Below are 22,022 nucleotides of genomic sequence, written 5' to 3' on the forward strand. Positions count from 1 at the left end.
GGGAAACGCTTATATATAATGACTATTTTACAACCAGGAGGAGTATGGGTATGGAATTGGAATCAATGTCACTAGCAAGACAAGTTGATTTTGTATTTCGGCAATTGGAAGAGGAATTAATGAATGCGATTGCAGGAACGGTATGTATACATATCCGCAACAATGCGGTTGGGAAATTTGGCATGAGGCATAATCCTCTAGAGACGAGAAACGGCCAATTTGAAAAGTTGAACTCAGGCATGACCGCTAAGCAGGTGCAGGATTTCAGAAAGATGGCGATCGAAGGCCTTAAATATAGACGCAATTGGACGCATGGCGAGATTATGTACGATTTTGCCGTAAAGCAAGGGGCGGGATCATGGTCGGCAAGCGTCTGCTATGAGTCAAATTACAATACGTCGAACTGGAGCTACCGCTACAAGCAGCCGCGCCAATCGAATTTGCGCGAGCTGTACCCAGGTGCCGAATAAAGCAGGGTGTAGCGCTGAAATTGAAGCAGCTGATGGCGATAGCTTGAAGAAGCCTCCGGAACCGCTGTTCGTGTAGCGGAATGAGCCGGAGGCTTCTTTTGATATTATTCGCATGCTGGATGGCTAAAAATCAAAATTCGCATAGACATAAGGCGACTCGGGCGCTTCAATACGTTTAATCGTGTTCAGCTTTAAGGTCAATATTTCGTTGCCGTTATACATGGAGGTCATCAGCTTGCCCGAGACGCTTACCCAATCATCCGGGGCAAAATCCTTATAATCGTCTGCATGGCTGACTTGAACCATTAATCCATACGGCACGGCATCCGCCGAGCAGCAGGTCATGGCGAAACGGCTAACGGCAAAACGCTGTTCTCCCATGTCATCCTCTTTGTAAATAAACCCGCTAATGTCAATTGTTTTGTCCATAAAATTATCGCGATACAAATCGAGTGTTGTCAGCGTCTCGATGTAGGTCGTTTCCGGGACGGCAATTTTCTGCTTCTGATACAGCTTCATGCCGTATTCGGCGTGAGCCTTCGTGTATTCATCGTAAGGGAAACGCTCCTCCAAAGTCAGCGGCTTCGGTGCAAGGGAAGAAGGCGGTTCAGGCAAGGAGACGGCGAGCTGACTAGGCTCGGTGCCGAGCGGCTGAACCGTAGTAGAAGCGGCAAAGCTTACGCCCTTTTTCGATGCGGCCGTACTGCCCAAAGCACCAGCAGGAGAGAGGAAGCCGAGCGCTAGCGGAAAAATAAAAAGGCTGTAGATGACCGTGTTTTTGAATACGGATGGCGATGGAGCGTGCACACAGCCGCATTCAGCCGTATGCTGATGCTGCTGGCGCCGTATTTTCAAGGCTAGAAACAGCTGATGGATGGCTGCAGCATACAATCCGAGAGCAGACAGCTTTACATAGAGCTCCATCCTTGGCGCAATATACAAGGAGAGCTGATTGGAACGGGATAAATAAACGATAAGTAGAGCAAATGCAGTCAAAATGAAAGCTCTAAGCAGGTGATGCTTCATAACGATACCTCCATAATCCAGGAGCCAAGCCCAATTAAAATGAAACAGAGAAGGGCGAGCGCCAGTACAATTTTGAGCCGAAAAGCGGATAGCAGCATGAGCATATTTTTGAAATCAATCATCGGGCCAAATACGAGAAAGGCAAGCAGCGGGCCGCTTGTAAACACATTGCCGAAGGAAGCGGCGATAAAGGCATCCGATGTAGAGCAAATTGATAAAATAAAGGCAAAGGCCATCATAGCTATATAAGAAAGCATAGGCTGATCAGCTACAGAAGCAAGTACGCTTCTGTCCATAATGGTCTGAATTGCCGCAGTAATCAGAGCGCCGAAAATTAAATATTTTCCCATCTCAAAAAATTCATCCGAAGCATGTCCAAGCATGGCGGACAATCGGCTGCCGAGACTGCCTCGTTGCTCCTGATGATGATGTTCGTGAGAGTGGCTGTGATCATGCTTATGTGTGTGATGCCCGTGATGATCTCCATGACTGGAATGTACAGCAAGCTGCGGCGTGTGTTCGTCGCGAAGAGGGCTTTTGCGCATAAATAAATGCATAATCAGCCCAATAATGACTGCTACCGCAAACGCAAGAATAAGGCGGGCATAGGCCATTTCCGGAGCTGAGCGAAAAGCGGTAAAGGTAGCCGTGAACACAATCGGGTTGACGACGGGTCCGGCAAGCAAATAAACAATGCCAATGTAAGCGGGCATGCCTTTGCGGATAAGCCGCCTGACGACGGGAATCATGCCGCATTCGCACAGCGGAAAAGCAAGCCCGAGCAAACCGCCGAACAGCACACCGGCAATGGGATTTTTAGGCGTAAATTTACGAATCATCTCATCTGTCACGAATACTTGAAGCAGACCGGAGAACAGCACGCCAAGCAGAATAAACGGTATCGCCTCTAAAATAATGCTCAGAAATGTAATTTTGAACGACTGGGCATGGGCATAATCGAGAAAGGTGAAAGCTGATGGGCGATTAAAAGCAAGGACGGCGAATATTCCGGCACAGCCAAGCGCCAATAGCACGGTTATGTAGCGAAATCTAATAATCGGCATAAAAAAACCACACCCGCTTTTCTTATAGTAATAATTACGATTATATCACAGTTTATGCGTCCGAAAAGCAGAATAGGACAACTTTATGAGCCAAAAGCGGATGCCCTGCAGCTTGACATTGGCTGTTAGGGCTGTATAATCATTGTAAATGCGATGACGGGAACAAGTACGTGCAGGTAAATTGCGTCCAGAGAGCCGGTGGTTGGTGTGAACCGGTGCAAGCCTGAAGCCGAATGGGCCCCCGAGCCGAAAGCGGAACGCAGCGACTCGCACTGCCGATGCTTCTCCGGAAATTCCCCGTTATGGAATATTGAAGGCTAGTCCGATTGTTAAGTCGCCCTATAATGGCGGCTGCGGATAGCGAATTAGGGTGGCACCACGGTCCCTCGTCCCTTGCGGCGGGGGATTTTTTGCGTTGATTTTTAAATTGGAGAGGAAGATTGAAGATGAAAAAAGTATTATCAGGCATTCAGCCAAGCGGTCAGCTGACACTGGGCAATTACATTGGCGCGATGAAAAACTTCGTCAAATTGCAGCATTCCGAGCAATGTTTCTTCATGATTGTTGACCTGCATGCTGCTACGCAGCTGCCAGATCCAGCCGCGCTGCGCGAGCAGACAGAAGCGGTAGCCGCTTGTTATATTGCTGCCGGCATCGATCCGGCGAAAGCGAGCATCTTCGTCCAGTCGCATGTGCGGTCACATGCTGAGCTGGGATGGATTTTCACAACGCTTTCTTATATGGGCGAGCTGGAGCGCATGACGCAGTTTAAAGATAAGTCCCAAGGCAAGGAGTCGATTCCGGCAGGGCTGTTCGTATACCCATCCTTGATGGCTGCGGATATTTTGCTGTATAACGCTGATCTAGTTCCAGTAGGTGACGATCAGAAGCAGCATTTGGAGCTGACGCGCGATCTTGCGGGCAGATTCAATAACCGTTTCGGCGAATATTTCACCATTCCAGAGCCTTACATGCCGAAGCATGGCTCGCGCATTATGTCACTGGACGACGGCAGCAAAAAAATGAGCAAGAGCAATCCGAATGCCGGAAGCTTCATTGCCCTGCTTGATCCGCCAGATGTCGTTCGCAAAAAAATCAGCCGTGCGACAACGGATTCTGGCCGAGAAGTGAAATATGATGTAGCCAGCAAGCCTGAAATCAGCAATCTCATGAGCATCTATGCCAATTGTGCAGGCTTGACGATTGAAGAGGTTGAGGCGCGTTACGAAGGGCAAGGCTATGGACCGTTCAAAAAAGCGTTGGCCGAGCAAGTTGTCTCCGTGCTGGAGCCGCTGCAAACGAGATACCAAGAAATTCGCGCTTCGGGCGAAATCCATGATATTTTGAAGCAGGGTGCTGAACGAGCAGCGGAAATTGCAGATCGTACACTAGCCGATGTAAAAGAAAGAATGGGCTTCCTAGCGCCGAAGCGCTAGTTGTTTTGCTGCTTGAGCCGTCTAAGTCTCGCTTTCACAATGAAGCCTGCGCCGATTGAAAATAACGTAAGGACAGCAAATAGCAGGGCTAGCCAAGCATTATAGCTCATGGAAATGGCGGTAGCGCTCATCAAAAGTACAGCAACGACGGCAAAAAGCAGCGATAAAGGCTTGGACATAATGAGGGTCTCCTCTAGGGCAGTAACCGCCCGATAATATTTTTTTGAAAATCCGAATAGTTTCTTGACTCGTGCACATAATAAGCTTGCAAGCTTGCAACATATCACAGTGCCCATACTGAAAGGAGAAATTCCTCATGTCAAGTAACACATTGGTGGTACCACAAGCAACGCAAGCTCTGAATCAATTGAAACTAGAAGCAGCTCAAGAGCTTGGTGTACAACTTCCGGCAGACGGTTACTACGGCAATATTTCTACTCGCGATGCAGGTTCGTTGGGTGGATATATTACGAAAAAACTAGTTCAAATTGCCGAACAACAATTGTCTGGCGGTTACCGTTAATCGTTTTTTCTATACACAAAGCAATACAAACAGGAGCTCAGGGGAAACCCTGGGCTTCTTCTTTGTCCATTTGACATGCGGGCACAAAACAAAGAAAAGCTCTTTCCTTCTATTGTGAAGGAAGGAGCTTTCCGCCGTCAACCCATAAAGACTGGGCTGTTAATAAGTATTCATTCGCAGCCGCTTCATTAGCCGTTCGTCGCTTAGCCAGCCAACGTAAGAGCCTAAGGTTTTGTACTCCTTGTCCATTAATAAGACGCCGAGAAAAGGGTATTGCTTGCGATGCCTGTAGCGGACATCGGACCAGCGCACCTCATAGCCCCACTCATGCTCAGTAACATCGGCACAGGCAAACTTGGTTAAATAAAGGAAGGAGCGAATGGCGGGATCGCTTTTGGACCTGGCAGCTGCGGGATGATCCGAGCATTTGACCCGATCGACCCAGCGGAGCGAGCTATTACGCAAATCGCCAACTGCGAAGCTGCCATCCTTCATCAGCTTGACCACATTCCATATGCTGAGCGATACGGTCGGAATGAGCAAATATCCGTCTGCCGAAAGATTTTCTTTATCCAGCGTAGGCAGCTTCCGCATGATTGTCCGCTGGGCAAGCGTCCGCCATACAAAATAAGCGGCCGTAAATAAATAAAGAATCGGAAAAATGATGGTTGGGCTGAAGGCCCCGATTGCCCACAATAAAATAGCAATGATGTGGGTAATGAAGATTACGGGGTCAAAAATGTGTATAATGTTCCATGAAATCCATTTTTCCGTGAATGGCCGCATCGCTTGTGTGCCATATGCATTAAATAGATCGCTTAGCACATGGACGCATACGGCAAGCAGCACCCAGCCTCCTACATGGAGCCATGGCAGGCTGCCACGATAAAATAGCTCCAATAATCCGGTAATAACGACAGTCCAAATGGCTATGGCTGGAATCGAGTGGGAAAGGCCGCGATGATTGCGGATATAGCTGGCATTGCCCTTCAGCCGCAGCAGCGTATCGGAGTCAGGTGCTTGCGACCCAACAACCGTTCCAATCAAGACTGCCGTATGCAGCGTTTGATCAGCTGCAATAACGGGGTCAATGGTGGCAAGGCCCGCAAGGCCAATGCCTATAACTAGATGTGTTCCTGTATCCACGGTAGCAACCTCCTGTATCTTCATTCAAGCGTCCGTATACGGTAGTATCGACGGCTGAAAGCTGATTTATGAAGGAGAGTTTAGGAAATGAAAAGGGGATGTAACGATGTATATTTGCTTTGCGGAATATCGCATTAAAACCGAAAACAAAATCGAGTATTTACATTATATAGAGCAAATGAAAGCAGCAAATGCCGAACTCCGTGTTTATGAAGGAACAGATCAGCCTGATTTATTCGTTGAGGTATGGCAGGCAGAAAGCGAAGAGGAGGCGGAGCAAATAAAAAAAGAACGCCTGAATGAGCGTTCTTCTTGGGGCCAGATGGCCGATTGGGTGCCGGGAGGCGCAGCGAAGGTGCATGTGTGGACGTTTAAGCCAGTCGCTGCGCCGCAATAAAAGAAGCGTGATAATAGATGACTGCCATTAGCGGCGGCTTGTTAGCCTTATTCGCGGCTGGTGCTCAGCGGTGTAGTGTTTGTAATTTTGCCGCCTTGGAATGGATATTCATAATTGATTGGGCCATCAAAGGTGACATAATCAAGATTAATGGAAAGCAGCAGATAACGCATGCCTGTTGTTGGATCGCTAATAATAATATGGTCACGGCCAGCTGCCTCTATAATGCCGCGGAACGTTTTGGCGTTCCACTCGCGGTTGTTCTCATATGTCATATAGAAGGTAGCCATTTTGCCGCGGTTAAGCCGTAAAATATTTTCTACGTATGATTCCTCTACGATCGGAACAGTAACCACATTGCCTCCGGATGGTGTTACGAAGGAACCGCTAGGAACGTTAACCGGCATCGGCTGCATCGCCGGCATGCCCGCTACCTGCTGCATGGCAGGCATTTGGCCACCCATCATTGCCGGCATCGGCGTTGGCATTGGCATCGGCTGCGCGCCCATCTGATAAGGGTAGCCGTAGCCCCCTGTGTTTGCCGGACTAACCGCTGTTTTGTAACCATAACCATTCGTCATGTGAAATTCCTCGCTCTCCAAATAAAAAATCAGTTGCTGCATTTGCGATGATGCTAATACACACTTGGACAATCAGCTGCTGTAGGTACGAAGAAGCAGTGGGCTTTGAAGCGGCCGCTGTTCGATTGATTGTACCAGGTGCCAGGACAGCCTGCGGCCGGCCTAAAAAACCACAGCGCATTCGACGCCGGATGCTGCCGTTCCCCGCCAATGACGCGCTCGGCGAGCCGGATGTCGCGATCGCGCGCTTTTTGATAGAAATATCCCTTCTGTGTAGCCTCAAAGCCTCCGGGGCTTTGAAACACCATCTGCGGAATGGAACGAATATTTCTAAAGTCGAGACAGTTGCCCAGAACGCGGTTGACGCCAACGTTGCCTACCATCAGCATGCCAAGCTCGCCTTCCCCTTCCGCTTCTGCGCGCATCAGCCTAGCCAGCATTTTCGTATCCTCTGCATTTGTCTTGATGACTGCCACAGGCAGGCTCCTTTCAACCCTCAATGACGCTCCGCCGATCGATAGGCGAATGATCATGGGCGTTAAACTACATACTTAGTGTATTGTGAGCCCAGAGAAAGGGTTCCAAAATTATTGTCACATTTTGAGTGGCAAATTGATGAATTATAAGCTTGAGCGTTGTCATAACGTGGTTTTTTCTGTATGATTAAGAACGATTGACCAATGAATGTATGGGCGCAACGTGCGCCGTGTCACATACCTGGGAGGCTCGCTTCGTGTTTAAAGACTTGATAGCATTGACAAAACCAGGGTTGCTCCGGCTCAATATGTTTGCAGCTGTTGGCGGCTTTTGGGTAGCTTCCAAATGGCATATTGCCTGGTTTGATCTGCTTTGGATGCTGATTGGCTCCACGCTCACAATGGCGTCTGCATGCGTCATTAATAATTATTGGGATCGTGAGCTGGATCAGAAGATGGAAAGAACGAAAGGACGCGCCTTGCCAACAGGCAGAATGAGCCCGATGTTTGTGCTTGGTTATGGCCTTGTGCTTGGCATCATAGGGGAATTGGTGCTGTTTATAGCGGTCAATCCGCTTACAGGCTGGCTTGGACTTTTAGGATGGTTCGTATATATCGTTATTTATACGATTTGGTTGAAGCGCAGCTCCACATGGAGCACGTCGGTTGGCGGAATTTCCGGTGCGATGCCTCCAGTTATCGGTTATTGCGCAGTAACGAATGAAGTAGATGCAGGAGCTTGGCTCATGTTCGCTTTATTATTTTTATGGCAGCCCGCTCATTTCTGGTCGCTTGGCATTAGACGGGTGGAGGAATACCGCACAGCTGGCTTCCCGCTGCTGCCGGTTGTGAAAGGGATTAGACGGACAAAGCTGCAGATGATTCCTTATGTGGCACTGCTTATACCTACTTGCTTTCTCATGTTTTATTATGGTTACACTGGATATGTCTTTCTAATCCTGTCCATTGCAGGCAGTGTACTGTGGGCCGTACATACGATTCGCGGCTTGAAGGCGAAGGATACGGAGAAATGGGCGAAAACGAATTTTCTCATTTCGGTTAATTATCTAATGGTTATTTTCATCGTCATGATTGTTAATACGGTGAAATAGCGCATCATTTCTGGACAAGCTTCATGGGAGGATGGGGATCATGGATTTTTTGAAAAAGCATAGCTTCAAAATCGCTGTGCTGGCACTTTGCCTGGGGATGGGCATTTATTTATTAATGACCAATGTATTTAAGCCGGAAGCGCCGATGCCGGTTCTGCAAGAAGCGCCGGCCTTTGAGCTTACGGATTTGGACGGCAACATCGTGTCGAAGGAATCGACGAATGGCAAAGCGAGATTGGTTTATTTTTATTTTGCCAATTGCCCGGATGTATGTCCGCCAACGACGTTTCTGTTGTCACAGGTGCAGGAAGGTTTGGAGAAGGAGGGCATACTTGGCACAGATGCCGAAATGATCTCGATTACGTTCGATCCCGAGCGTGATACAACGGAGGTTATTAAGGCGTTCGCGGAGCGCAATTATGCCAAGCTCAATGAAGGCTGGACGTTTTTGCGTGGGGATGATCCGCAGGCGGCCATCAAGCTCGCCCAGGATTTTGGCGCCAGTGCCATTAAGGACAAAGAAGGAACCGGCTTTACGCATATGAATGTCATTACTCTGGTGGACAAAACAGGCCAAATTCGCAAATGGATTGCTGGAAGCAATGAGGATTTGACGCCGGAAAGCATCGTTGCGGATATGAAGCGGCTTGCGAAGGAATAGCGATGGCTATCTTTTATCATATTTTATGGAGTAATGTTGCGCCGCTTACATTGATGATAGCTATTGGCTTCTCAATGCAGCGGCTTTTTTCTTTGGACATCAAAACCTTATCCAAGCTGAATTTTTATGTTTTTTCGCCGGCGGTCATTTTTCAGCTGCTGCGTACGACGGAGCTAGAAATGAGTCTAATATGGAAGGTGCTGCTGTTTGTCGTTATTTTCATGCTGCTGCAGGCTTTAGCGGTAGAGGTCGTTGTGAAAATGCGAGGGCTGCAAGGTGGCATGCGCGGCTCCATGCGCAACAGCGTACTGTTCTACAATAGTGCCAATTACGGCATACCGCTCAATCAGCTGGCGTTTGCGGGGAACCCGGTGACGCTGGCGGTGCAAATATTGGTCATGACGACGCAGTCCTTTTTGCCGAATACGTTCGGCATTTACAGCGTGAATGCTCATAAGCTGTCATGGCGCGATACGCTGAAGACGATTTTTTCGATGCCGATTATTTATGTCATTCCGCTCGCATTTTTATTAAAAGGGCTGGACGTAGAGATGCCGCAGCCGCTGCAAACGCCGATTGAATATTTGGCAAACGGTTTTATTGGAACAGCGCTCATTACGCTCGGCGTCCAGCTGGGCAGCATGAAGTGGCGGTTTGACAAGCGCCTGCTTGGCAATGTGCTGCTGTCGAACGGGCTTCGTCTAATAGGAGGCCCGCTGCTGGCAGCACTTGCTATTTGGTTGATCAGCGCCACAGGACTGTTCGTATTCGACAGGCTGACGACAGCGGCGCTAATCGTTTCGGCCTCGGTGCCGACCTCGCTGAGCAGCGTGCTGCTGGCGGTGGAATTCGACAATGAGCCGGAATTTGCTTCACAGGCGGTATTTTTGTCAACGGTGTTCAGTATTGTGACGGTATCATTCGTTATTTTTATACTTCATATTTAATCTTGCGGGGCAGGAGCGGGAGGAGGATACAGAATATGTTCCTCTAATCCCGCTTTTTCCAATTGGGCGATAACGTATTCCTCGGGTGTATGCTCAACGCCTGAATAGCCGCGCCGCGTATACATATGTTCGGCATCAGGGAACACATCGCGCAGCATGCCCCGAATGCGTTTTCCTGAGGAATCATTGTCTGTGAAAATATAAACGTGACGCTCAGCGATTTGCTTGCGCAGCTTCTCAAGCTGCTCCGTTCCCGGGGTGCCGTAGGTACAATAGATCGGAATGCTTTCGTCAAGCACGCGCCTGACGCGGCTTTTATCATTTTTGCCTTCCACAATAATCGCAATGTCTATCATGCTGATCACCTTGTTTTTTTAAAATATAACAATTTATAAGCTTCACACTATAAATGGGCTTATATTTCAACGCGAAACGGCAGCTTTACCACCAAAGGAAGGCTTCAGCCGTTTACGCTCGAAATATAACAATTTATAAGCTTCACACTATAAATGGGCTTATATTTCAACGCGAAACGGCAGCTTTACCGCTAAAGGACGGCTTCAGCCGTTTACGCTTGAAATATAAGAATTTATAAGTTTCCCCTTTATAATTAGGCTTATATTTCTCGGACTGAAACGCGCCGCGCCGCCAAAAGACGGCAACAGCCGTTTCACCTTGCATCCAGTGTATCAAATTACAAGGGGAAAAGCTTGCAGCGGTCATGATGAAAAATGGGTTCGTGTGACGAGCGGGCTGCGGCGGTGGAAAGGGAGAATCGACACAGCGAGCATCAGGACTAGAAATGCGATATAGTACGGCGACATATAGTTGCGCAGCTGACCAGCAAGCATTGGACCGAGAAAGGCTCCAATCGAATAGGCAATGGACAGAGCGGAGAAGGTGCGGCCGTAGCGTGCGCCTCCACTTAGCTCAATAAGCAATATTGAAATGGCGGGAATGACAATCCCTTTAGCCATGCCAACCAGCAGCAGCATAACGGCGAAGGGCAGCGGCGAATCAGCGGCTATTGTGAAATAAATTAAAGCCAGTGCGAGCGCCCCCCATAAAGTACGGCGATAGGCGGAGAGACGGTTGAGAAACAGCATGCTGAGCGTAATCAATGCGCCGATGCTGACCACGGAAAAAAGCAAGCCTGTTGTCATCATGCCAGCGGTCGTTGTCGCCATGAGCGGCAGCTCAAAGGACAGGATGCCCTGCGCGCAGCTGATGCCAACCGGCAATACATAAATCAGCCAAGAAACCGACTTTGAATCGGCGGCCGCTGGGGACGGCAGCTTCTGATGCTGTGCTCCGGCAGAAGTGACAGGAACGGCAGCAGCCGGGATGTCGCGAATGAAAAACAGCGCGCATATCGCAGTAACGATTAATATCCAGCCCAGCATATAAAATGCGGTGGCGAAGCCGATTTTGGCCACCATATAAGCGCCTGCTGCTGGGGAAACGACGGTTGCCAGCGTATGCACGAGCCCGTTGCCGGCCATGAGCTTGCCCTGCTCGGTGCGATTGCTAGTCATGCGGGCGAGCAGGGCAAGGCATGCTGGCGAAAGGAAGGCGAGCACGAAGCCGCTAATGGACCGAAGGACAAGCAGCTGCCAAGGATTCGTCACTTGGGCTTGAAACAAGAGGATGACGCCGGCTCCAAGCAAGCTGAAGACGATAAACAGCCTGCTGCCAAAGCGGTCCACGCCATAGCCGGCAATGAGATTGCCAGGCAGATGCGTAATGGAATACATGCCCATCATCAGCCCAATGAACGAAGGCGCTGCGCCAAGCGAGATGGCGAAGGGCGTCAAAATCGGATATTGAGCATGCAAATCAAAAAAGGCGACGAACAGAAAAAAATAGAGCCAGATGGCGGTTTTCATCAGGCTTCACCTCCAGATTGTTATCAGCTTAGCAGGGAGTGCATCGATGACGGTCACGCTCGTTCCATTCATAGGCCATGCCCCTGAGCCATATAATTTACTTGTACGCCAAGGTCGGACAGGATATGTCTGCATAAAGCAAGGCGTCTAGCGTTTACGCTGGATTGCAGCTGGGGTATAATGTTTGATAATAGCAGTGTCCGCACGTTATAATAGGAGGGGTCAGGTTGGAGTTTCTGGATTTTTCAAGTTATGATTGGAATACTTGGAGCGATTTTCTGAAGGACCATTGGTTTGTGCTTGCTATTGCCCTTGTTGTGCTGCTGCTTGTTATCCGTATCGTCAAAACCGTTGTGAAATGGGCTTTAGTCGCCGTCATTGTGTTTGGCGTTATCGTCTACAGCGGGTATACGATGGAGGATTTGAAGGCATTTGGCACAAAGCTGGAGGAAACAACGGGAAGTCTTAAGCAGGAAGCGATTTCGGCTATGATCGGCGAAGCGAAGAACGCCAAGTTTACGACAAATGAAGACGGCTCCTATACGGTCGCTACAGATAGCGTAGCACTGACTGGCGTGCCGGGAACGAATGAAGTTTCTGTATCTTACCGCGGGAATGACTTGTTTAAACTGCAAATTGACGAGACGATTCAATCGATTGTTGATCAAGCCAAACAAAACAAACAATAAGCACTTTTACTATAAATAAAGTTTTTGAGCAATGAATGAGGGGGATTATCGGAATGACGGAATGGATTCAGACAGGCGGCCAAAGCATGTTGGAGCCTGTCACAGCTGTCGTGCTCCTGGTGCTCCTCGTCTCGCTCATTCAGGGTTTGATTAGAGGCGCATCGGGATCGGCGAGGCGTCTTTTATTTTTTGTGTGGGAAAGCATCGTCATTGTGGCTTGTCTTGTCCTCGCGTCGCATTGGGCGGGAAAGCTTTCTCCAGTCGCAGCCGACATGCTGAGGAAGCATGTCATCGTCCCGGGCAGAGCGCTGGGGTCCATTGAGCAGGTTTGGTACACGTTGATAACGAGTATAAGGGATTTTGCGCTGCTGCGTTTTGTCGTGCTGTTTTTGTTCATTTATTTGCTGCTGCGAGTAGCTGCCTCCGGGCTGAACCCGTTGTTTGAGCTCATATTTAGGCGAAGGGCTCAAGCAGGCGAGGATGGACGACAGGAGCGACGGATGATGCTTCCAAGGCAGCGGGCGGCAAGCCGCGTTTTTGGAGCTGTGTTAGGAGGCATCCATGGCGCAGGCCGAGCCTTCATAATCATTGGCGTTCTGTTCGTGTATGTGTCCTTGCTGCCTAATGGCGTTGGCGCACAGACGATTAAGCAATCGCCTCTGTATATGCAGGCAGCAGTGCTGCTTGAGCCGGTGGCGGGCGATATGCTCGCTGGACGCGGGCCTGTTTTAGCCGAGGCGATGCAGGCGGAGTTCCAAAATATTTTACAGCGAAAATACGAAGTGATCGATTATGCCATTCCTGCAGACATTGAGCAGGCGGCGGTACAGGTCGTCAAGGATGCAGCGACCGATGAGGAGAAGGCAAGAGCGCTGTATGCGTGGCTAGGTACGCGAATTGCTTATGATTGGGACAAGGCCCGCAATTACGAGGAACAGGGCATTTGGCAGGAGCAATCTCCGCAAAACACATTTGATACGAGAAAAGGTGTTTGCATTGATGTTGCGAGATTGTATGACATGATGGCGCGAGCGGTAGACGTCGAGGTACGGGTCGTAACGGGGCTTGGCGCAGATGGGAAGGGCGGCTTCGGCCCCCATGCATGGAATGAAGTGTTGATCAACGGGAAATGGCTGCCGCTGGATGCCACTTGGGCTTCTTCGCGCGATTGGTTTAATTCGCCGGATTTTGACCAGACGCATATTCGGGATAAGCAGCTGAGTATTTAATTCATAATTGAGGTGAGCATGTTGACGGATGATCCACAGAAAAGGGAAATTAATAATAAACGCCATTTCTCCTTTCGCCTGAACTTATTTTTCTTTATCGTCTTCGGTTTGTTCAGCGTATTGATTATTCAATTGGCTATTTTGCAGTTTGTTGAAGGACCGACGCTTAGTGCGGCGGGCAGCAAGAAAAGCACACGCAATGTGAAAATCGCGCCGATTCGCGGCAATATTTATGACTCCGAAGGGAAAGCCATTGCGTATTCGACTTCGACGCAGTCGCTTTATTTCAGCATTCCGCCGAATTATAAAACGGCTGACTTGGAGAAGATGGCTAGAGAAGAAGCGGCAAATCTCGTTGAAATTTTTGATAAGTATGGAGATCCTGAGCTTAAGATGACGGTTGATGATGTCATCAAACAGATGGATTTAGGGTTTAAGCTTAATAATATTTCAACACCGAGAAGGATCAAATCTGGTCTTACAAATGACGAAATTGCTTATTTTCTTGGTAATCGAAGCAAATTTGTTGGAATCGACATTATGGAAGAAAGCGTGCGTCATTATAGCCAAGACACGACAGCCGTACAGCTTGTTGGTTACTTAAAGAAATTTAAGGGCGGTGTGCGAGAGAACTTTAGCTTCTATGCAGATAAGGCCAAAGAAACAGAGCCAGAATTGCAGTATTTGGAAGACGAAGAGGTTGGCGTGGACGGATTGGAAATGCTGTATCAGGATGCGCTCCGTGGTAAAAACGGATTAAAAAGCTATCCGGTCAATAATCAGGAGGTTATTGTAGGTCCTGTACAAATTACCAATCCGCAGAAAGGCGATGACCTATATCTGACGATTAATCGTGGTGTTCAGCAGACGACGGAGCAGGCGATTACAGATCAAATCAAAAAGATCAGTACATCTTCCTTATCCGCTGAACGGGCGTCGTATGCAAAAATAGGTTTTGCAGTTGCTATTGAAGTCGATACAGGTAAAGTTATTGCAATGGCCAGTATGCCCGATTATGATCCGAACATTTGGTCAGGAGGAAGAATAAATCAAGAGGATTATGACAATATAAAAAATGTTGTAAATAACGGTACGATTACTGAAGTATATCCGAAGTATGATTCTGATGAAGAACGAGCCAAACATCCTTCTTCTCTTGTTCCTCTTGGTTCTACTATGAAACCACTCTCAGTTCTAATTGGGTTGAATGAAGGCTTGTTTAAGACGACAGATGTTTATAACGATACAGGTGTTTTTAAGTTTGGTAAAGCTGGTCATGAAGTGCCTATTATAAATGCTGGTGGTCACGTCTATGGGGCCCTTGATCCAGCAAGAGCAATTGAGAAATCTTCAAATCCATTTATGGCAGCTATGGTTGGTAGCAGGTTGAATCAGAAATATCCAGGAGCTGAAGGTGTAGATATCTGGGATAAATATATGAAAGAATTTGGTCTTGGGGTTTCTACTGAGAGCGGACTTTACATGGAGAAAAAAGGTGTTGTCGACTACTATCATGAACTGGAAACAGCGAGTGCGCAATCTGCTCTTATTCGTGCATCATTTGGACAACAGGCACGCTATACGACTTTACAATTAGCTGTGTATGCTTCTATGCTTGCTAATCACGGAAAACGGTTGAAACCGCAATTTGTCAATGAGATCAAAGATTCTGCTGGAAACGTTGTTCAATCCTTCACTCCTGAAGTTTTGAACACAGTAGATTTTCCAGAAGAATATTGGAAAGAGATCGAGACTGGTATGGGGAAAGTAGGCGTTCAGGGATTTGATGGGGTAAGTTACACGTTTAATCGGAAAACAGGTACTGCCCAGTCTGATGTAAAAGGCAGAAGAGCAGATAACGGTATATTTATCGCTTATGCTCCAGCAGATAAGCCTAAGCTTGCGGTAGCGGTTGTTATGCCAGATGGCGGCTTTGGAGGCTGGTCAGCAGCGCCGGTTGCCCGTAAAATTTTTGATGCCTATGATTATGAAGTTGGTCTGAACGGCACTCCTGGAAAGGCAAAGGATGTCGCGGCTTCGACCGAGACAGATGCTGCCGGAACGGAAACAACGGTGCAATAATCGAGATTAATAGCTTATTTTAAAAGACTTTTTCAACAGCGCTGCTGGGGAAAAGGTCTTTTTTTAAAAAAAAATGTTGCACTAGAGAAACTTTTTTGTATAATATAAACAAAGAGGCGCTTAGCTAACTTACATTCGCATAGGCAAAATAAAATCAAATCAATTAAAACAATTAGATGGATAGGAGATTGAAAGCATGAAGAAGCAGCGTAAAATGAATTCGGCATTAAAGAGGTTAATTATGACGTTAATGTTTTTGGCTTTATCGGCAGTTGTACTGGCAGGGTGCGCAAGCGGCGGTGGCAGCGAGACGGCAAGTGGAGATGGGAAATTAAAAATCACGGCGACGACCGGAATGATCGCTAATGTGGCGGCAGAGGTTGGAGGAGACGACGTAGTTGTAACAGGACTTATGGGGTCAGGCATTGACCCGCATTTATACAAAGCATCCCAAGGCGATGTGAAGAAGCTGGATGAAGCGGATATTATTTTTTATAACGGCTTGCACTTGGAGGGGAAAATGGGAGAGATGTTCGAGAAGCTGGAGAAGCAAAAGCCAACGGTTGCGGTATCCTCGCAAATTCCAGAGTCGGAGCTGCATGGCAATCCAAGCGGCGATTCGACATCGCATGATCCGCATATCTGGTTTAATGTAAAGCTGTGGATGTCTGCAACCGAGGTTATGCGCGATACGCTAGTGGAGAAGGACCCAGCGAACGAGGCGGCCTACAAGGAACGGGCGGAGGCTTACCTGGCGAAGCTTGAGGAGCTTGACCAATATGCCCGTGAGCAAATCGCAACGATTCCTGAAAAGGGAAGAATTCTCGTAACGGCGCATGACGCCTTCGGATATTTCGGCGCAGCTTATGGCCTAGAGGTCACAGGCCTACAGGGAATGAATACGATGTCTGAGTATGGGTCGAAAGATGTGAGCGAGCTGAGGGATTTTCTCGTTGAGAAACAAATCAAAGCGGTCTTCATCGAATCCAGCGTTCCGCGCAAATCCATCGATTCCGTTATCGAGGGTGCTCGTCAATTGGGACATGAAGTGACGATTGGCGGCGAATTGTTCTCCGACGCCATGGGCGATCCGGGAACGGAAGAAGGTACTTATATCGGTATGGTCAAACATAACGTAGATACAATTGTAAATGCACTCAAATAACAAGACGCAGTGAGAGGCGATGGCTACTATGAAAAATCATTTGAAAACGGCAGCTCCTTTGACCATTGAAGGCTTAAGCGTAGCTTACCAGAAAAAACCGGTGCTGCGCGGCGTATCTTTCTCCATAGAGGAAGGAGAGCTGATTGGCGTAATCGGGCCGAACGGAGCGGGCAAGTCCACGCTCATGAAAGCGGCGCTCGGCCTCATTCCTCGCCTCAGCGGGGAAGTACTGATCTATGGCAAGCCGTACCGCCAGCAGCGCAGGCTGATCGGATATGTGCCGCAGCGCGAGTCGGTCGATTGGGATTTCCCGACGAATGCGCTGGATGTGGTCATGATGGGCCGTTACGGCCATCTGGGCCTGTTCGGCCGCCCTGGAGTGAAGGAGCGCAGGCTTGCGATGGAATGTTTGGCGAAGGTCGGCATGGCGGATTTCGCCACAAGGCAAATCAGCCAGCTGTCCGGCGGCCAGCAGCAGCGGGTATTTCTGGCGCGGGCGCTTGTGCAGGACGCCAAGCTGTATTTCATGGATGAGCCATTTGCAGGCGTCGATGCTGCAACCGAGAAAGCGATTATTACTTTGCTCCAAGAGCTGAAACGGCAGGGCAAGACCGTTATCGTCGTTCATCATGATTTGGCGACGGTCGAGGAATATTTTGACTCCGTGCTGCTGCTTAATGTAGAGCTTCAGGCATACGGCAAAACCGAGCAAGTATTTACACAGCAAATGCTCCAGCAAACCTATGGCGGGCGGCTTGCCTTTCTTGAGCGTGGCGGAAATGCCCGGCTTGCTGTCACGAAAGGGTGAGGCTGAGATGGAAACGTTGTGGAGACTGATTCAAGATCCGAATATGCAGTGGATTTTTCTAAGCTGTACGCTGCTTGGCTTAAGCAGTGGCGTCATCGGCTGCTTCTCTTATTTGCGCAAGCAAAGCTTGATGGGCGATACGCTTGCCCATGCGGCACTGCCCGGCATTTGTATTGCTTTTATGCTGACAGGCACAAAATCACTGCTGTTTTTTCTGCTTGGAGCAGGGGCAGCTGGCCTTGTCGCGACGTTCGGCATCGGCTGGATTACGCGAAATTCGCGGATTAAGCATGATGCGGCAATGGGGATTGTGCTATCCAGCTTTTTCGGCTTCGGTATCGTATTATTAACGATTATTCAGCATGGCGAATATGGCAATCAATCAGGACTGGATAAGTTTTTATTTGGTCAGGCGGCCGCGATGGTTGGCTCCGATGTACTTACGATGTCGATTGTGAGCTTATCGCTCATCGCGGTCTGTACGTTATTTTTCAAGCAATTCAAGCTTGTATCATTCGATCCCGGCTTTGCGCGCGGACTTGGCTATCCGGTTGCTTTAATCGAGCAATTGCTTATGTTTTTGATGGTCGTGGCTGTAGTAGTGGGCATTCAAGCGGTCGGTGTTGTGCTAGTGGCCGCGCTGATTATTACACCGGCGGTGTCGGCTCGTTATTGGACGGATAAGCTTGGCTTCATGGTTGTCATCTCTGGCGTGTTCGGCGCTTTAAGCGGCGGAATCGGCACGATTATTAGCTCGCTTGGCTCGAATTTGCCAACGGGCCCGCTGACGGTGCTTGCGGCAACGGCATTATTTCTTATTTCGATTTTGTTTGGCCCTCGTAGAGGATTGCTCGCGAAACGGATGCTGCGGCTCAAGGTTGCACGGAGCATCCATGAGGAGCAGGGACATAAGGAGCGGCAGCTAGAAGGGGGAGCGACGCTATGAGCGATTTTTGGATACTGCTAACGGGCTCGCTTGTCGCCAGCTGCTGCGGCATATTGGGGGCTTTTCTCGTTTTGCGAAAAATGGCGATGATCGGCGATGCGATTAGCCACTCGGTTATGCCGGGTATCGTTATTGCTTTTCTGATCAGCGGCTCACGGGATTCGCTCGTCATGATGCTGGCTGCTATGGCCTGCGGCTTGCTCGCTGTGTTCCTTATTCAGCTGTTTCAGCAAAGCGGCATTCAATCGGATGCCTCCATTGGTGTTGTATTTACCGCGATGTTTGCTACCGGGGTGCTGCTGGTGAGCTTGTATGCCCGCCAGGTGCATCTCGATCAGGATGCGATTTTATATGGTGAAATTGCCTATGTGCATTGGAATACGTGGACGCTGAACGGCGTCAGTATGGGGCCGATAGCAGTATGGCTGCTTGGCATTACGTTAACGGTCATTTTAGTCGTCATTGGGCTGTTCTATAAGCAGTTCAAATTATGCGCCTTTGATCCTGCGCTTGCGGCAGCTTGCGGCATTCCCGTTGCCTTGTTCCATTATTTATTGATGGGACTCGTGTCGATGGCGACGGTCAGCTCCTTCGAGAGCGTAGGGGCTATTCTCGTTGTCGGGCTGCTGGTTATTCCTGCTGCGACCGCTTATTTATTAACGGAACGGCTGAGCGTCATGATCGCCATGAGCGCAGGTGTGGGCATTGCCAGCACGTTCATTGGATATGGCGTGGCGACTGTGCTCGATGCCTCGATTGCAGGCTGTATCGTTAGTGCTGCCGGTGTGCTGTTCATCTTGGCACTGCTGTTCTCGCCTAGCCATGGCGTCATCTGGAAAAAATGGCGTTTGCGCCGTTTAGCACAGTAGTACGCGATATGCGAACTTTTCTGAAGCTGCGTTTAAAAACGCAGCGGGGATGAAGGTCAACCGGAATTTTGCGGTTGGCCTTTATTTTTTTGAAGTGGAGCAGGATCGTTTGGCTTACGCTTAAAATATGATAAAATGGCTGTATTGCATCAAGATATGATGTTATGCAGCAAATGCAGGAGGTAACGATGGCAGATTATAAATTAGTAGCACTCGATATGGATGGGACGCTGCTGAATGAACTGAGTGAAATTAGCGATGAAAATGCTTTGTGGATTAGAAAGGCGCTTGATGCGGGCATAACGGTCAGCTTCTCGACGGGACGCGGCTTCCGCAGCGCCTTGCCGTTTGCTGAGCAATTACAGCTTGAAACGCCGATGATTACGGTAAATGGTGGAGAGATCTGGAAGAAGCCGCATGTGCTGCACCGCAGAGCGCTGCTTGATCCAGATTATGTGCAAAGGCTGCATAAAATTGCCCAAAAGCACGCAGGCACCTGGTTTTGGGCGTACAGCACGAAGGACATTTATAATTTGGAAAAATGGATTACGCCAGCGGATGATTATGAAGCTCATCATTGGCTCAAATTCGGTTACTACACCGAAGATGATGTCGTGCTTAAGAAGATTTACGAGGAAGTCAGCGAGTGGGATGCGCTTGAAATTACGAACTCCTCCACGAGCAACTGGGAGATGAATCCGAAAGGCATTACGAAAGCAAGCGCGCTGAGCGAGCTTTGTGAAGTTATGGGCATCGAAATGTCACAGGTCGTTGCGGTTGGCGACAGCTTGAACGACATCGCAGCTATTCGCGATGCTGGTCTTGGCGTGGCAATGGGCAATGCCCAAGATGCAGTTAAGGAAGCAGCTGACGTCATTACGTTGTCGAATAATGAGCATGGCGTTGCCGAAATTATTAAGAAATACGTATTGAAGGGATGAAAACAGCTTGGACATCTTAGGCTGGTCGCTCGTTATTATTTTATTTATTGTCGGCATGGCGGGTACGGTTTATCCGATTTTGCCGGGGGCGCTTGCCATTTACGCCGCTTTTTTTGCGTACGGGCTGTGCATTACGTTTGAGCCGTTCGGCTGGGTCTTTTGGACGCTGCAGACGCTCATCGTCGTTGCCTTGTTCGTAGCGGATTATGCGGTCAGCGCCTGGGGCGTCAAGCGATATGGCGGCTCCAAAGCCTCTATAATCGGCAGCACCATCGGCCTTATTTTGGGACCATTCGTTATTCCAGCATTCGGTCTAATTATCGGTCCGTTCGTGGGCGCGGTTATCGGCGAGCTGTTCGTCGTTCAGGAATGGAAGCATGTAACGAAGGTCGGCATCGGCTCGCTGGTCGGGCTGCTGTCGAGCGTTGTGGTGAAGGTTATTTTGCAATCCATCATGATTGTGCTCTTTATTGTTTGGCTGGTTGTTTAAAGGGCGATTGATGAAAATAGTGCTGCGCTGCGTAAAAGATTTGGTTTTCGATCGCTGTTGCCCCAGAAATTTTGAATATATCCGCTCAGCGGTATAATTTCTGGGGCAAAGGCGAATGCTCCGCTTCTCAAATCCAAACCTTTTACTCCGCTCCGCCCTTTTCATCAACAACCTTCACTCAAAACAGCTCGGACAATCCTTCGCTGTTTTAAGGGGGAAATCAAAAACTTTAAAAGATCGTACAAAAGACAAAACCATAAACTATTAAGATAAACATGGTCAACAACGTTTTGAAATCGTTTTATTATAATTGGGGGAGCTGACAATCAATGATTAAGGTGACGGTCTGGAATGAGTTTTTGCATGAGAAGGTGCACGAAGAGGTGCAGCGCATTTATCCGGATGGGATACATAACGCTCTGGCAGCCGGCATCGCCACCGATTCATTTGAAATCGCTACGGCTACACTCGATCAGCCAGAACACGGGCTGACCGAAGAACGCCTGAACAACACAGATGTCCTGATCTGGTGGGGACATATGGGCCATGATCAAGTCGATGATGCGATTGTTGAACGTGTGCATGGGCGGGTCATGCAAGGCATGGGGCTCATTGTTTTGCATTCCGGCCATTTTTCGAAAATTTTCAAAAAATTGATGGGCACTACCTGTGATCTGAAATGGCGCGAAGCAGGCGAGAAAGAACGTATCTGGACCGTGAGTCCAGCCCATCCGATTGCCGCTGGATTGCCTGAGTACATTACCATCGAGCATGAGGAAATGTACGGCGAGCATTTCGATATTCCCGCACCGGATGAGCTCATCTTCTTGAGCTGGTTCGAGGGCGGCGAGGTGTTCCGCAGCGGCTGCACCTTCTATCGCGGCCAAGGAAAGATTTTTTACTTCCGTCCCGGTCATGAAACGCATCCGACGTATTACAATGAACAAGTGCTCCAAGTGATCAAAAATGCGGTTCATTGGGCGAAGCCCTCAAACGCCGGTGTACCATTCCGTGGCAATCACCAGCCGCTTGAACCGATCGTGAAACCATAATCCTGCATTCGAAAGAAAGAGAGACA

General features: G+C 48.9%; 25 protein-coding genes. 17 read left to right on the top strand and 8 right to left on the bottom strand.

Features of this window, described 5'->3' with window-relative positions:
* The first annotated feature begins 50 nt into the window (after positions 1 to 50).
* The gene (locus ASF12_RS21305; protein ID WP_056039207.1) at positions 51 to 470 is read left to right on the top strand and encodes a hypothetical protein; all 420 of its coding nucleotides are present in this window, start codon (positions 51 to 53) and stop codon (positions 468 to 470) included.
* A 123-nt stretch (positions 471 to 593) separates the two neighbouring features.
* On the opposite strand, the gene ASF12_RS21310 is transcribed toward ASF12_RS21305, so the two are convergent.
* Both ASF12_RS21310 and ASF12_RS21315 read right to left on the bottom strand, forming a co-directional pair.
* Positions 594 to 1,496: a TIGR03943 family putative permease subunit gene (locus ASF12_RS21310; protein WP_056039210.1), complete on the bottom strand. Its 903-nt coding sequence runs from the start codon at positions 1,494 to 1,496 to the stop codon at positions 594 to 596.
* Positions 1,493 to 2,560, bottom strand: coding sequence for a permease (locus tag ASF12_RS21315; protein ID WP_056039214.1), 1,068 nt, complete (start codon positions 2,558 to 2,560; stop codon positions 1,493 to 1,495). The genes ASF12_RS21310 and ASF12_RS21315 overlap by 4 nt, the downstream gene beginning before the upstream one ends.
* A gap of 446 nt (positions 2,561 to 3,006) precedes the next feature.
* On the opposite strand from ASF12_RS21315, the gene trpS reads away from it, so the two are divergent.
* Positions 3,007 to 3,996 (top strand): tryptophan--tRNA ligase, encoded by a 990-nt coding sequence (gene trpS, locus ASF12_RS21320; RefSeq protein ID WP_056039218.1) that lies wholly within the window; start codon positions 3,007 to 3,009, stop codon positions 3,994 to 3,996.
* Here the strand turns inward: trpS and ASF12_RS21325 are convergent.
* The gene (locus ASF12_RS21325; RefSeq protein ID WP_046228554.1) at positions 3,993 to 4,175 is read right to left on the bottom strand and encodes a DUF5325 family protein; all 183 of its coding nucleotides are present in this window, start codon (positions 4,173 to 4,175) and stop codon (positions 3,993 to 3,995) included. The genes trpS and ASF12_RS21325 overlap by 4 nt on opposite strands.
* Positions 4,176 to 4,312: 137 nt before the next feature.
* On the opposite strand from ASF12_RS21325, the gene ASF12_RS21330 reads away from it, so the two are divergent.
* Positions 4,313 to 4,519 carry an alpha/beta-type small acid-soluble spore protein gene (locus ASF12_RS21330; RefSeq protein ID WP_056039221.1) on the top strand — a complete coding sequence of 69 codons (207 nt, stop codon included), beginning with the start codon at positions 4,313 to 4,315 and terminating at the stop codon, positions 4,517 to 4,519.
* Positions 4,520 to 4,678: 159 nt separating this feature from the next.
* On the opposite strand, the gene ASF12_RS21335 is transcribed toward ASF12_RS21330, so the two are convergent.
* A complete protein-coding gene (locus tag ASF12_RS21335) occupies positions 4,679 to 5,665 on the bottom strand; it encodes a metal-dependent hydrolase (protein WP_056039224.1) in 987 nt (328 codons plus the stop codon).
* Between the two features lie 106 nt (positions 5,666 to 5,771).
* Between ASF12_RS21335 and ASF12_RS21340 the strand changes: the two genes are divergently transcribed.
* A complete protein-coding gene (locus ASF12_RS21340) occupies positions 5,772 to 6,062 on the top strand; it encodes a hypothetical protein (protein ID WP_056039227.1) in 291 nt (96 codons plus the stop codon).
* A gap of 47 nt (positions 6,063 to 6,109) precedes the next feature.
* On the opposite strand, the gene gerQ is transcribed toward ASF12_RS21340, so the two are convergent.
* A complete protein-coding gene (gene gerQ, locus ASF12_RS21345) occupies positions 6,110 to 6,685 on the bottom strand; it encodes a spore coat protein GerQ (protein ID WP_235533238.1) in 576 nt (191 codons plus the stop codon).
* Between the two features lie 11 nt (positions 6,686 to 6,696).
* Positions 6,697 to 7,119 carry a cell wall hydrolase gene (locus ASF12_RS21350; RefSeq protein WP_056039230.1) on the bottom strand — a complete coding sequence of 141 codons (423 nt, stop codon included), beginning with the start codon at positions 7,117 to 7,119 and terminating at the stop codon, positions 6,697 to 6,699.
* A 212-nt stretch (positions 7,120 to 7,331) separates the two neighbouring features.
* Between ASF12_RS21350 and cyoE the strand changes: the two genes are divergently transcribed.
* Genes cyoE through ASF12_RS21365 form a run of 3 tightly spaced genes read left to right on the top strand, consistent with a single transcriptional unit; the run spans position 7,332 to position 9,839 of the window.
* Positions 7,332 to 8,231: a heme o synthase gene (gene cyoE / locus ASF12_RS21355; RefSeq protein WP_081418958.1), complete on the top strand. Its 900-nt coding sequence runs from the start codon at positions 7,332 to 7,334 to the stop codon at positions 8,229 to 8,231.
* Positions 8,232 to 8,271: 40 nt separating this feature from the next.
* Positions 8,272 to 8,892 (top strand): SCO family protein, encoded by a 621-nt coding sequence (locus tag ASF12_RS21360; protein ID WP_056039236.1) that lies wholly within the window; start codon positions 8,272 to 8,274, stop codon positions 8,890 to 8,892.
* 2 nt (positions 8,893 to 8,894) lie between these two features.
* Positions 8,895 to 9,839 (top strand): AEC family transporter, encoded by a 945-nt coding sequence (locus tag ASF12_RS21365; RefSeq protein WP_056039239.1) that lies wholly within the window; start codon positions 8,895 to 8,897, stop codon positions 9,837 to 9,839.
* Here the strand turns inward: ASF12_RS21365 and ASF12_RS21370 are convergent.
* Entirely contained in the window at positions 9,836 to 10,192 is a 357-nt protein-coding gene (locus ASF12_RS21370; RefSeq protein WP_056040085.1) for a toprim domain-containing protein, read from the bottom strand. The two genes, ASF12_RS21365 and ASF12_RS21370, sit on opposite strands and share 4 nt — an antisense overlap.
* Before the next feature lie 366 nt (positions 10,193 to 10,558).
* Complete coding sequence (locus ASF12_RS21375; RefSeq protein ID WP_056039241.1) at positions 10,559 to 11,725, bottom strand: MFS transporter; 1,167 nt, start codon at positions 11,723 to 11,725, stop codon at positions 10,559 to 10,561.
* Positions 11,726 to 11,952: 227 nt separating this feature from the next.
* On the opposite strand from ASF12_RS21375, the gene ASF12_RS21380 reads away from it, so the two are divergent.
* The 10 genes from ASF12_RS21380 (at position 11,953) to ASF12_RS21425 (ending at position 21,996) form a co-directional block, all read left to right on the top strand.
* Positions 11,953 to 12,414, top strand: a complete 462-nt coding sequence (locus ASF12_RS21380) for a hypothetical protein (protein WP_235533239.1) — start codon at positions 11,953 to 11,955, stop codon at positions 12,412 to 12,414.
* A gap of 53 nt (positions 12,415 to 12,467) precedes the next feature.
* A complete protein-coding gene (locus ASF12_RS21385) occupies positions 12,468 to 13,643 on the top strand; it encodes a transglutaminase-like domain-containing protein (RefSeq protein ID WP_056039244.1) in 1,176 nt (391 codons plus the stop codon).
* A gap of 18 nt (positions 13,644 to 13,661) precedes the next feature.
* Positions 13,662 to 15,725, top strand: coding sequence for a peptidoglycan D,D-transpeptidase FtsI family protein (locus ASF12_RS21390; RefSeq protein ID WP_056039246.1), 2,064 nt, complete (start codon positions 13,662 to 13,664; stop codon positions 15,723 to 15,725).
* A gap of 196 nt (positions 15,726 to 15,921) precedes the next feature.
* Complete coding sequence (locus ASF12_RS21395) at positions 15,922 to 16,890, top strand: metal ABC transporter solute-binding protein, Zn/Mn family (protein ID WP_046228565.1); 969 nt, start codon at positions 15,922 to 15,924, stop codon at positions 16,888 to 16,890.
* Between the two features lie 28 nt (positions 16,891 to 16,918).
* Complete coding sequence (locus ASF12_RS21400) at positions 16,919 to 17,698, top strand: metal ABC transporter ATP-binding protein (protein ID WP_056039250.1); 780 nt, start codon at positions 16,919 to 16,921, stop codon at positions 17,696 to 17,698.
* Between the two features lie 7 nt (positions 17,699 to 17,705).
* A complete protein-coding gene (locus tag ASF12_RS21405) occupies positions 17,706 to 18,644 on the top strand; it encodes a metal ABC transporter permease (RefSeq protein WP_056039253.1) in 939 nt (312 codons plus the stop codon).
* Positions 18,641 to 19,513 carry a metal ABC transporter permease gene (locus tag ASF12_RS21410; RefSeq protein ID WP_046228568.1) on the top strand — a complete coding sequence of 291 codons (873 nt, stop codon included), beginning with the start codon at positions 18,641 to 18,643 and terminating at the stop codon, positions 19,511 to 19,513. Before ASF12_RS21405 ends, ASF12_RS21410 begins: the two co-directional genes overlap by 4 nt.
* A 188-nt stretch (positions 19,514 to 19,701) precedes the next feature.
* Entirely contained in the window at positions 19,702 to 20,454 is a 753-nt protein-coding gene (locus ASF12_RS21415) for a Cof-type HAD-IIB family hydrolase (RefSeq protein ID WP_056039255.1), read from the top strand.
* A 7-nt stretch (positions 20,455 to 20,461) separates the two neighbouring features.
* Entirely contained in the window at positions 20,462 to 20,944 is a 483-nt protein-coding gene (locus ASF12_RS21420) for a DUF456 domain-containing protein (protein WP_056039258.1), read from the top strand.
* Positions 20,945 to 21,273: 329 nt separating this feature from the next.
* Complete coding sequence (locus ASF12_RS21425; protein ID WP_056039263.1) at positions 21,274 to 21,996, top strand: ThuA domain-containing protein; 723 nt, start codon at positions 21,274 to 21,276, stop codon at positions 21,994 to 21,996.
* The last annotated feature ends 26 nt before the right edge of the window (positions 21,997 to 22,022 follow it).

This window comes from Paenibacillus sp. Leaf72 (assembly GCF_001422685.1).
Taxonomy (GTDB): Bacteria; Bacillota; Bacilli; order Paenibacillales; family Paenibacillaceae; genus Pristimantibacillus.

Bases quoted from the DNA above. Each gene is read 5' to 3' on its own strand.
- ASF12_RS21305 (WP_056039207.1), top strand. From the start codon at position 51: ATGGAATTGGAATCAATGTCACTAGCAAGACAAGTTGATTTTGTATTT.
- ASF12_RS21310 (WP_056039210.1), bottom strand. From the start codon at position 1,496: ATGAAGCATCACCTGCTTAGAGCTTTCATTTTGACTGCATTTGCTCTA.
- ASF12_RS21315 (WP_056039214.1), bottom strand. From the start codon at position 2,560: ATGCCGATTATTAGATTTCGCTACATAACCGTGCTATTGGCGCTTGGC.
- trpS (WP_056039218.1), top strand. From the start codon at position 3,007: ATGAAAAAAGTATTATCAGGCATTCAGCCAAGCGGTCAGCTGACACTG.
- ASF12_RS21325 (WP_046228554.1), bottom strand. From the start codon at position 4,175: ATGTCCAAGCCTTTATCGCTGCTTTTTGCCGTCGTTGCTGTACTTTTG.
- ASF12_RS21330 (WP_056039221.1), top strand. From the start codon at position 4,313: ATGTCAAGTAACACATTGGTGGTACCACAAGCAACGCAAGCTCTGAAT.
- ASF12_RS21340 (WP_056039227.1), top strand. From the start codon at position 5,772: ATGTATATTTGCTTTGCGGAATATCGCATTAAAACCGAAAACAAAATC.
- gerQ (WP_235533238.1), bottom strand. From the start codon at position 6,685: ATGCAGCAACTGATTTTTTATTTGGAGAGCGAGGAATTTCACATGACG.
- cyoE (WP_081418958.1), top strand. From the start codon at position 7,332: ATGGGCGCAACGTGCGCCGTGTCACATACCTGGGAGGCTCGCTTCGTG.
- ASF12_RS21360 (WP_056039236.1), top strand. From the start codon at position 8,272: ATGGATTTTTTGAAAAAGCATAGCTTCAAAATCGCTGTGCTGGCACTT.
- ASF12_RS21365 (WP_056039239.1), top strand. From the start codon at position 8,895: ATGGCTATCTTTTATCATATTTTATGGAGTAATGTTGCGCCGCTTACA.
- ASF12_RS21375 (WP_056039241.1), bottom strand. From the start codon at position 11,725: ATGAAAACCGCCATCTGGCTCTATTTTTTTCTGTTCGTCGCCTTTTTT.
- ASF12_RS21385 (WP_056039244.1), top strand. From the start codon at position 12,468: ATGACGGAATGGATTCAGACAGGCGGCCAAAGCATGTTGGAGCCTGTC.
- ASF12_RS21390 (WP_056039246.1), top strand. From the start codon at position 13,662: ATGTTGACGGATGATCCACAGAAAAGGGAAATTAATAATAAACGCCAT.
- ASF12_RS21395 (WP_046228565.1), top strand. From the start codon at position 15,922: ATGAAGAAGCAGCGTAAAATGAATTCGGCATTAAAGAGGTTAATTATG.
- ASF12_RS21400 (WP_056039250.1), top strand. From the start codon at position 16,919: ATGAAAAATCATTTGAAAACGGCAGCTCCTTTGACCATTGAAGGCTTA.
- ASF12_RS21405 (WP_056039253.1), top strand. From the start codon at position 17,706: ATGGAAACGTTGTGGAGACTGATTCAAGATCCGAATATGCAGTGGATT.
- ASF12_RS21410 (WP_046228568.1), top strand. From the start codon at position 18,641: ATGAGCGATTTTTGGATACTGCTAACGGGCTCGCTTGTCGCCAGCTGC.
- ASF12_RS21415 (WP_056039255.1), top strand. From the start codon at position 19,702: ATGGCAGATTATAAATTAGTAGCACTCGATATGGATGGGACGCTGCTG.
- ASF12_RS21425 (WP_056039263.1), top strand. From the start codon at position 21,274: ATGATTAAGGTGACGGTCTGGAATGAGTTTTTGCATGAGAAGGTGCAC.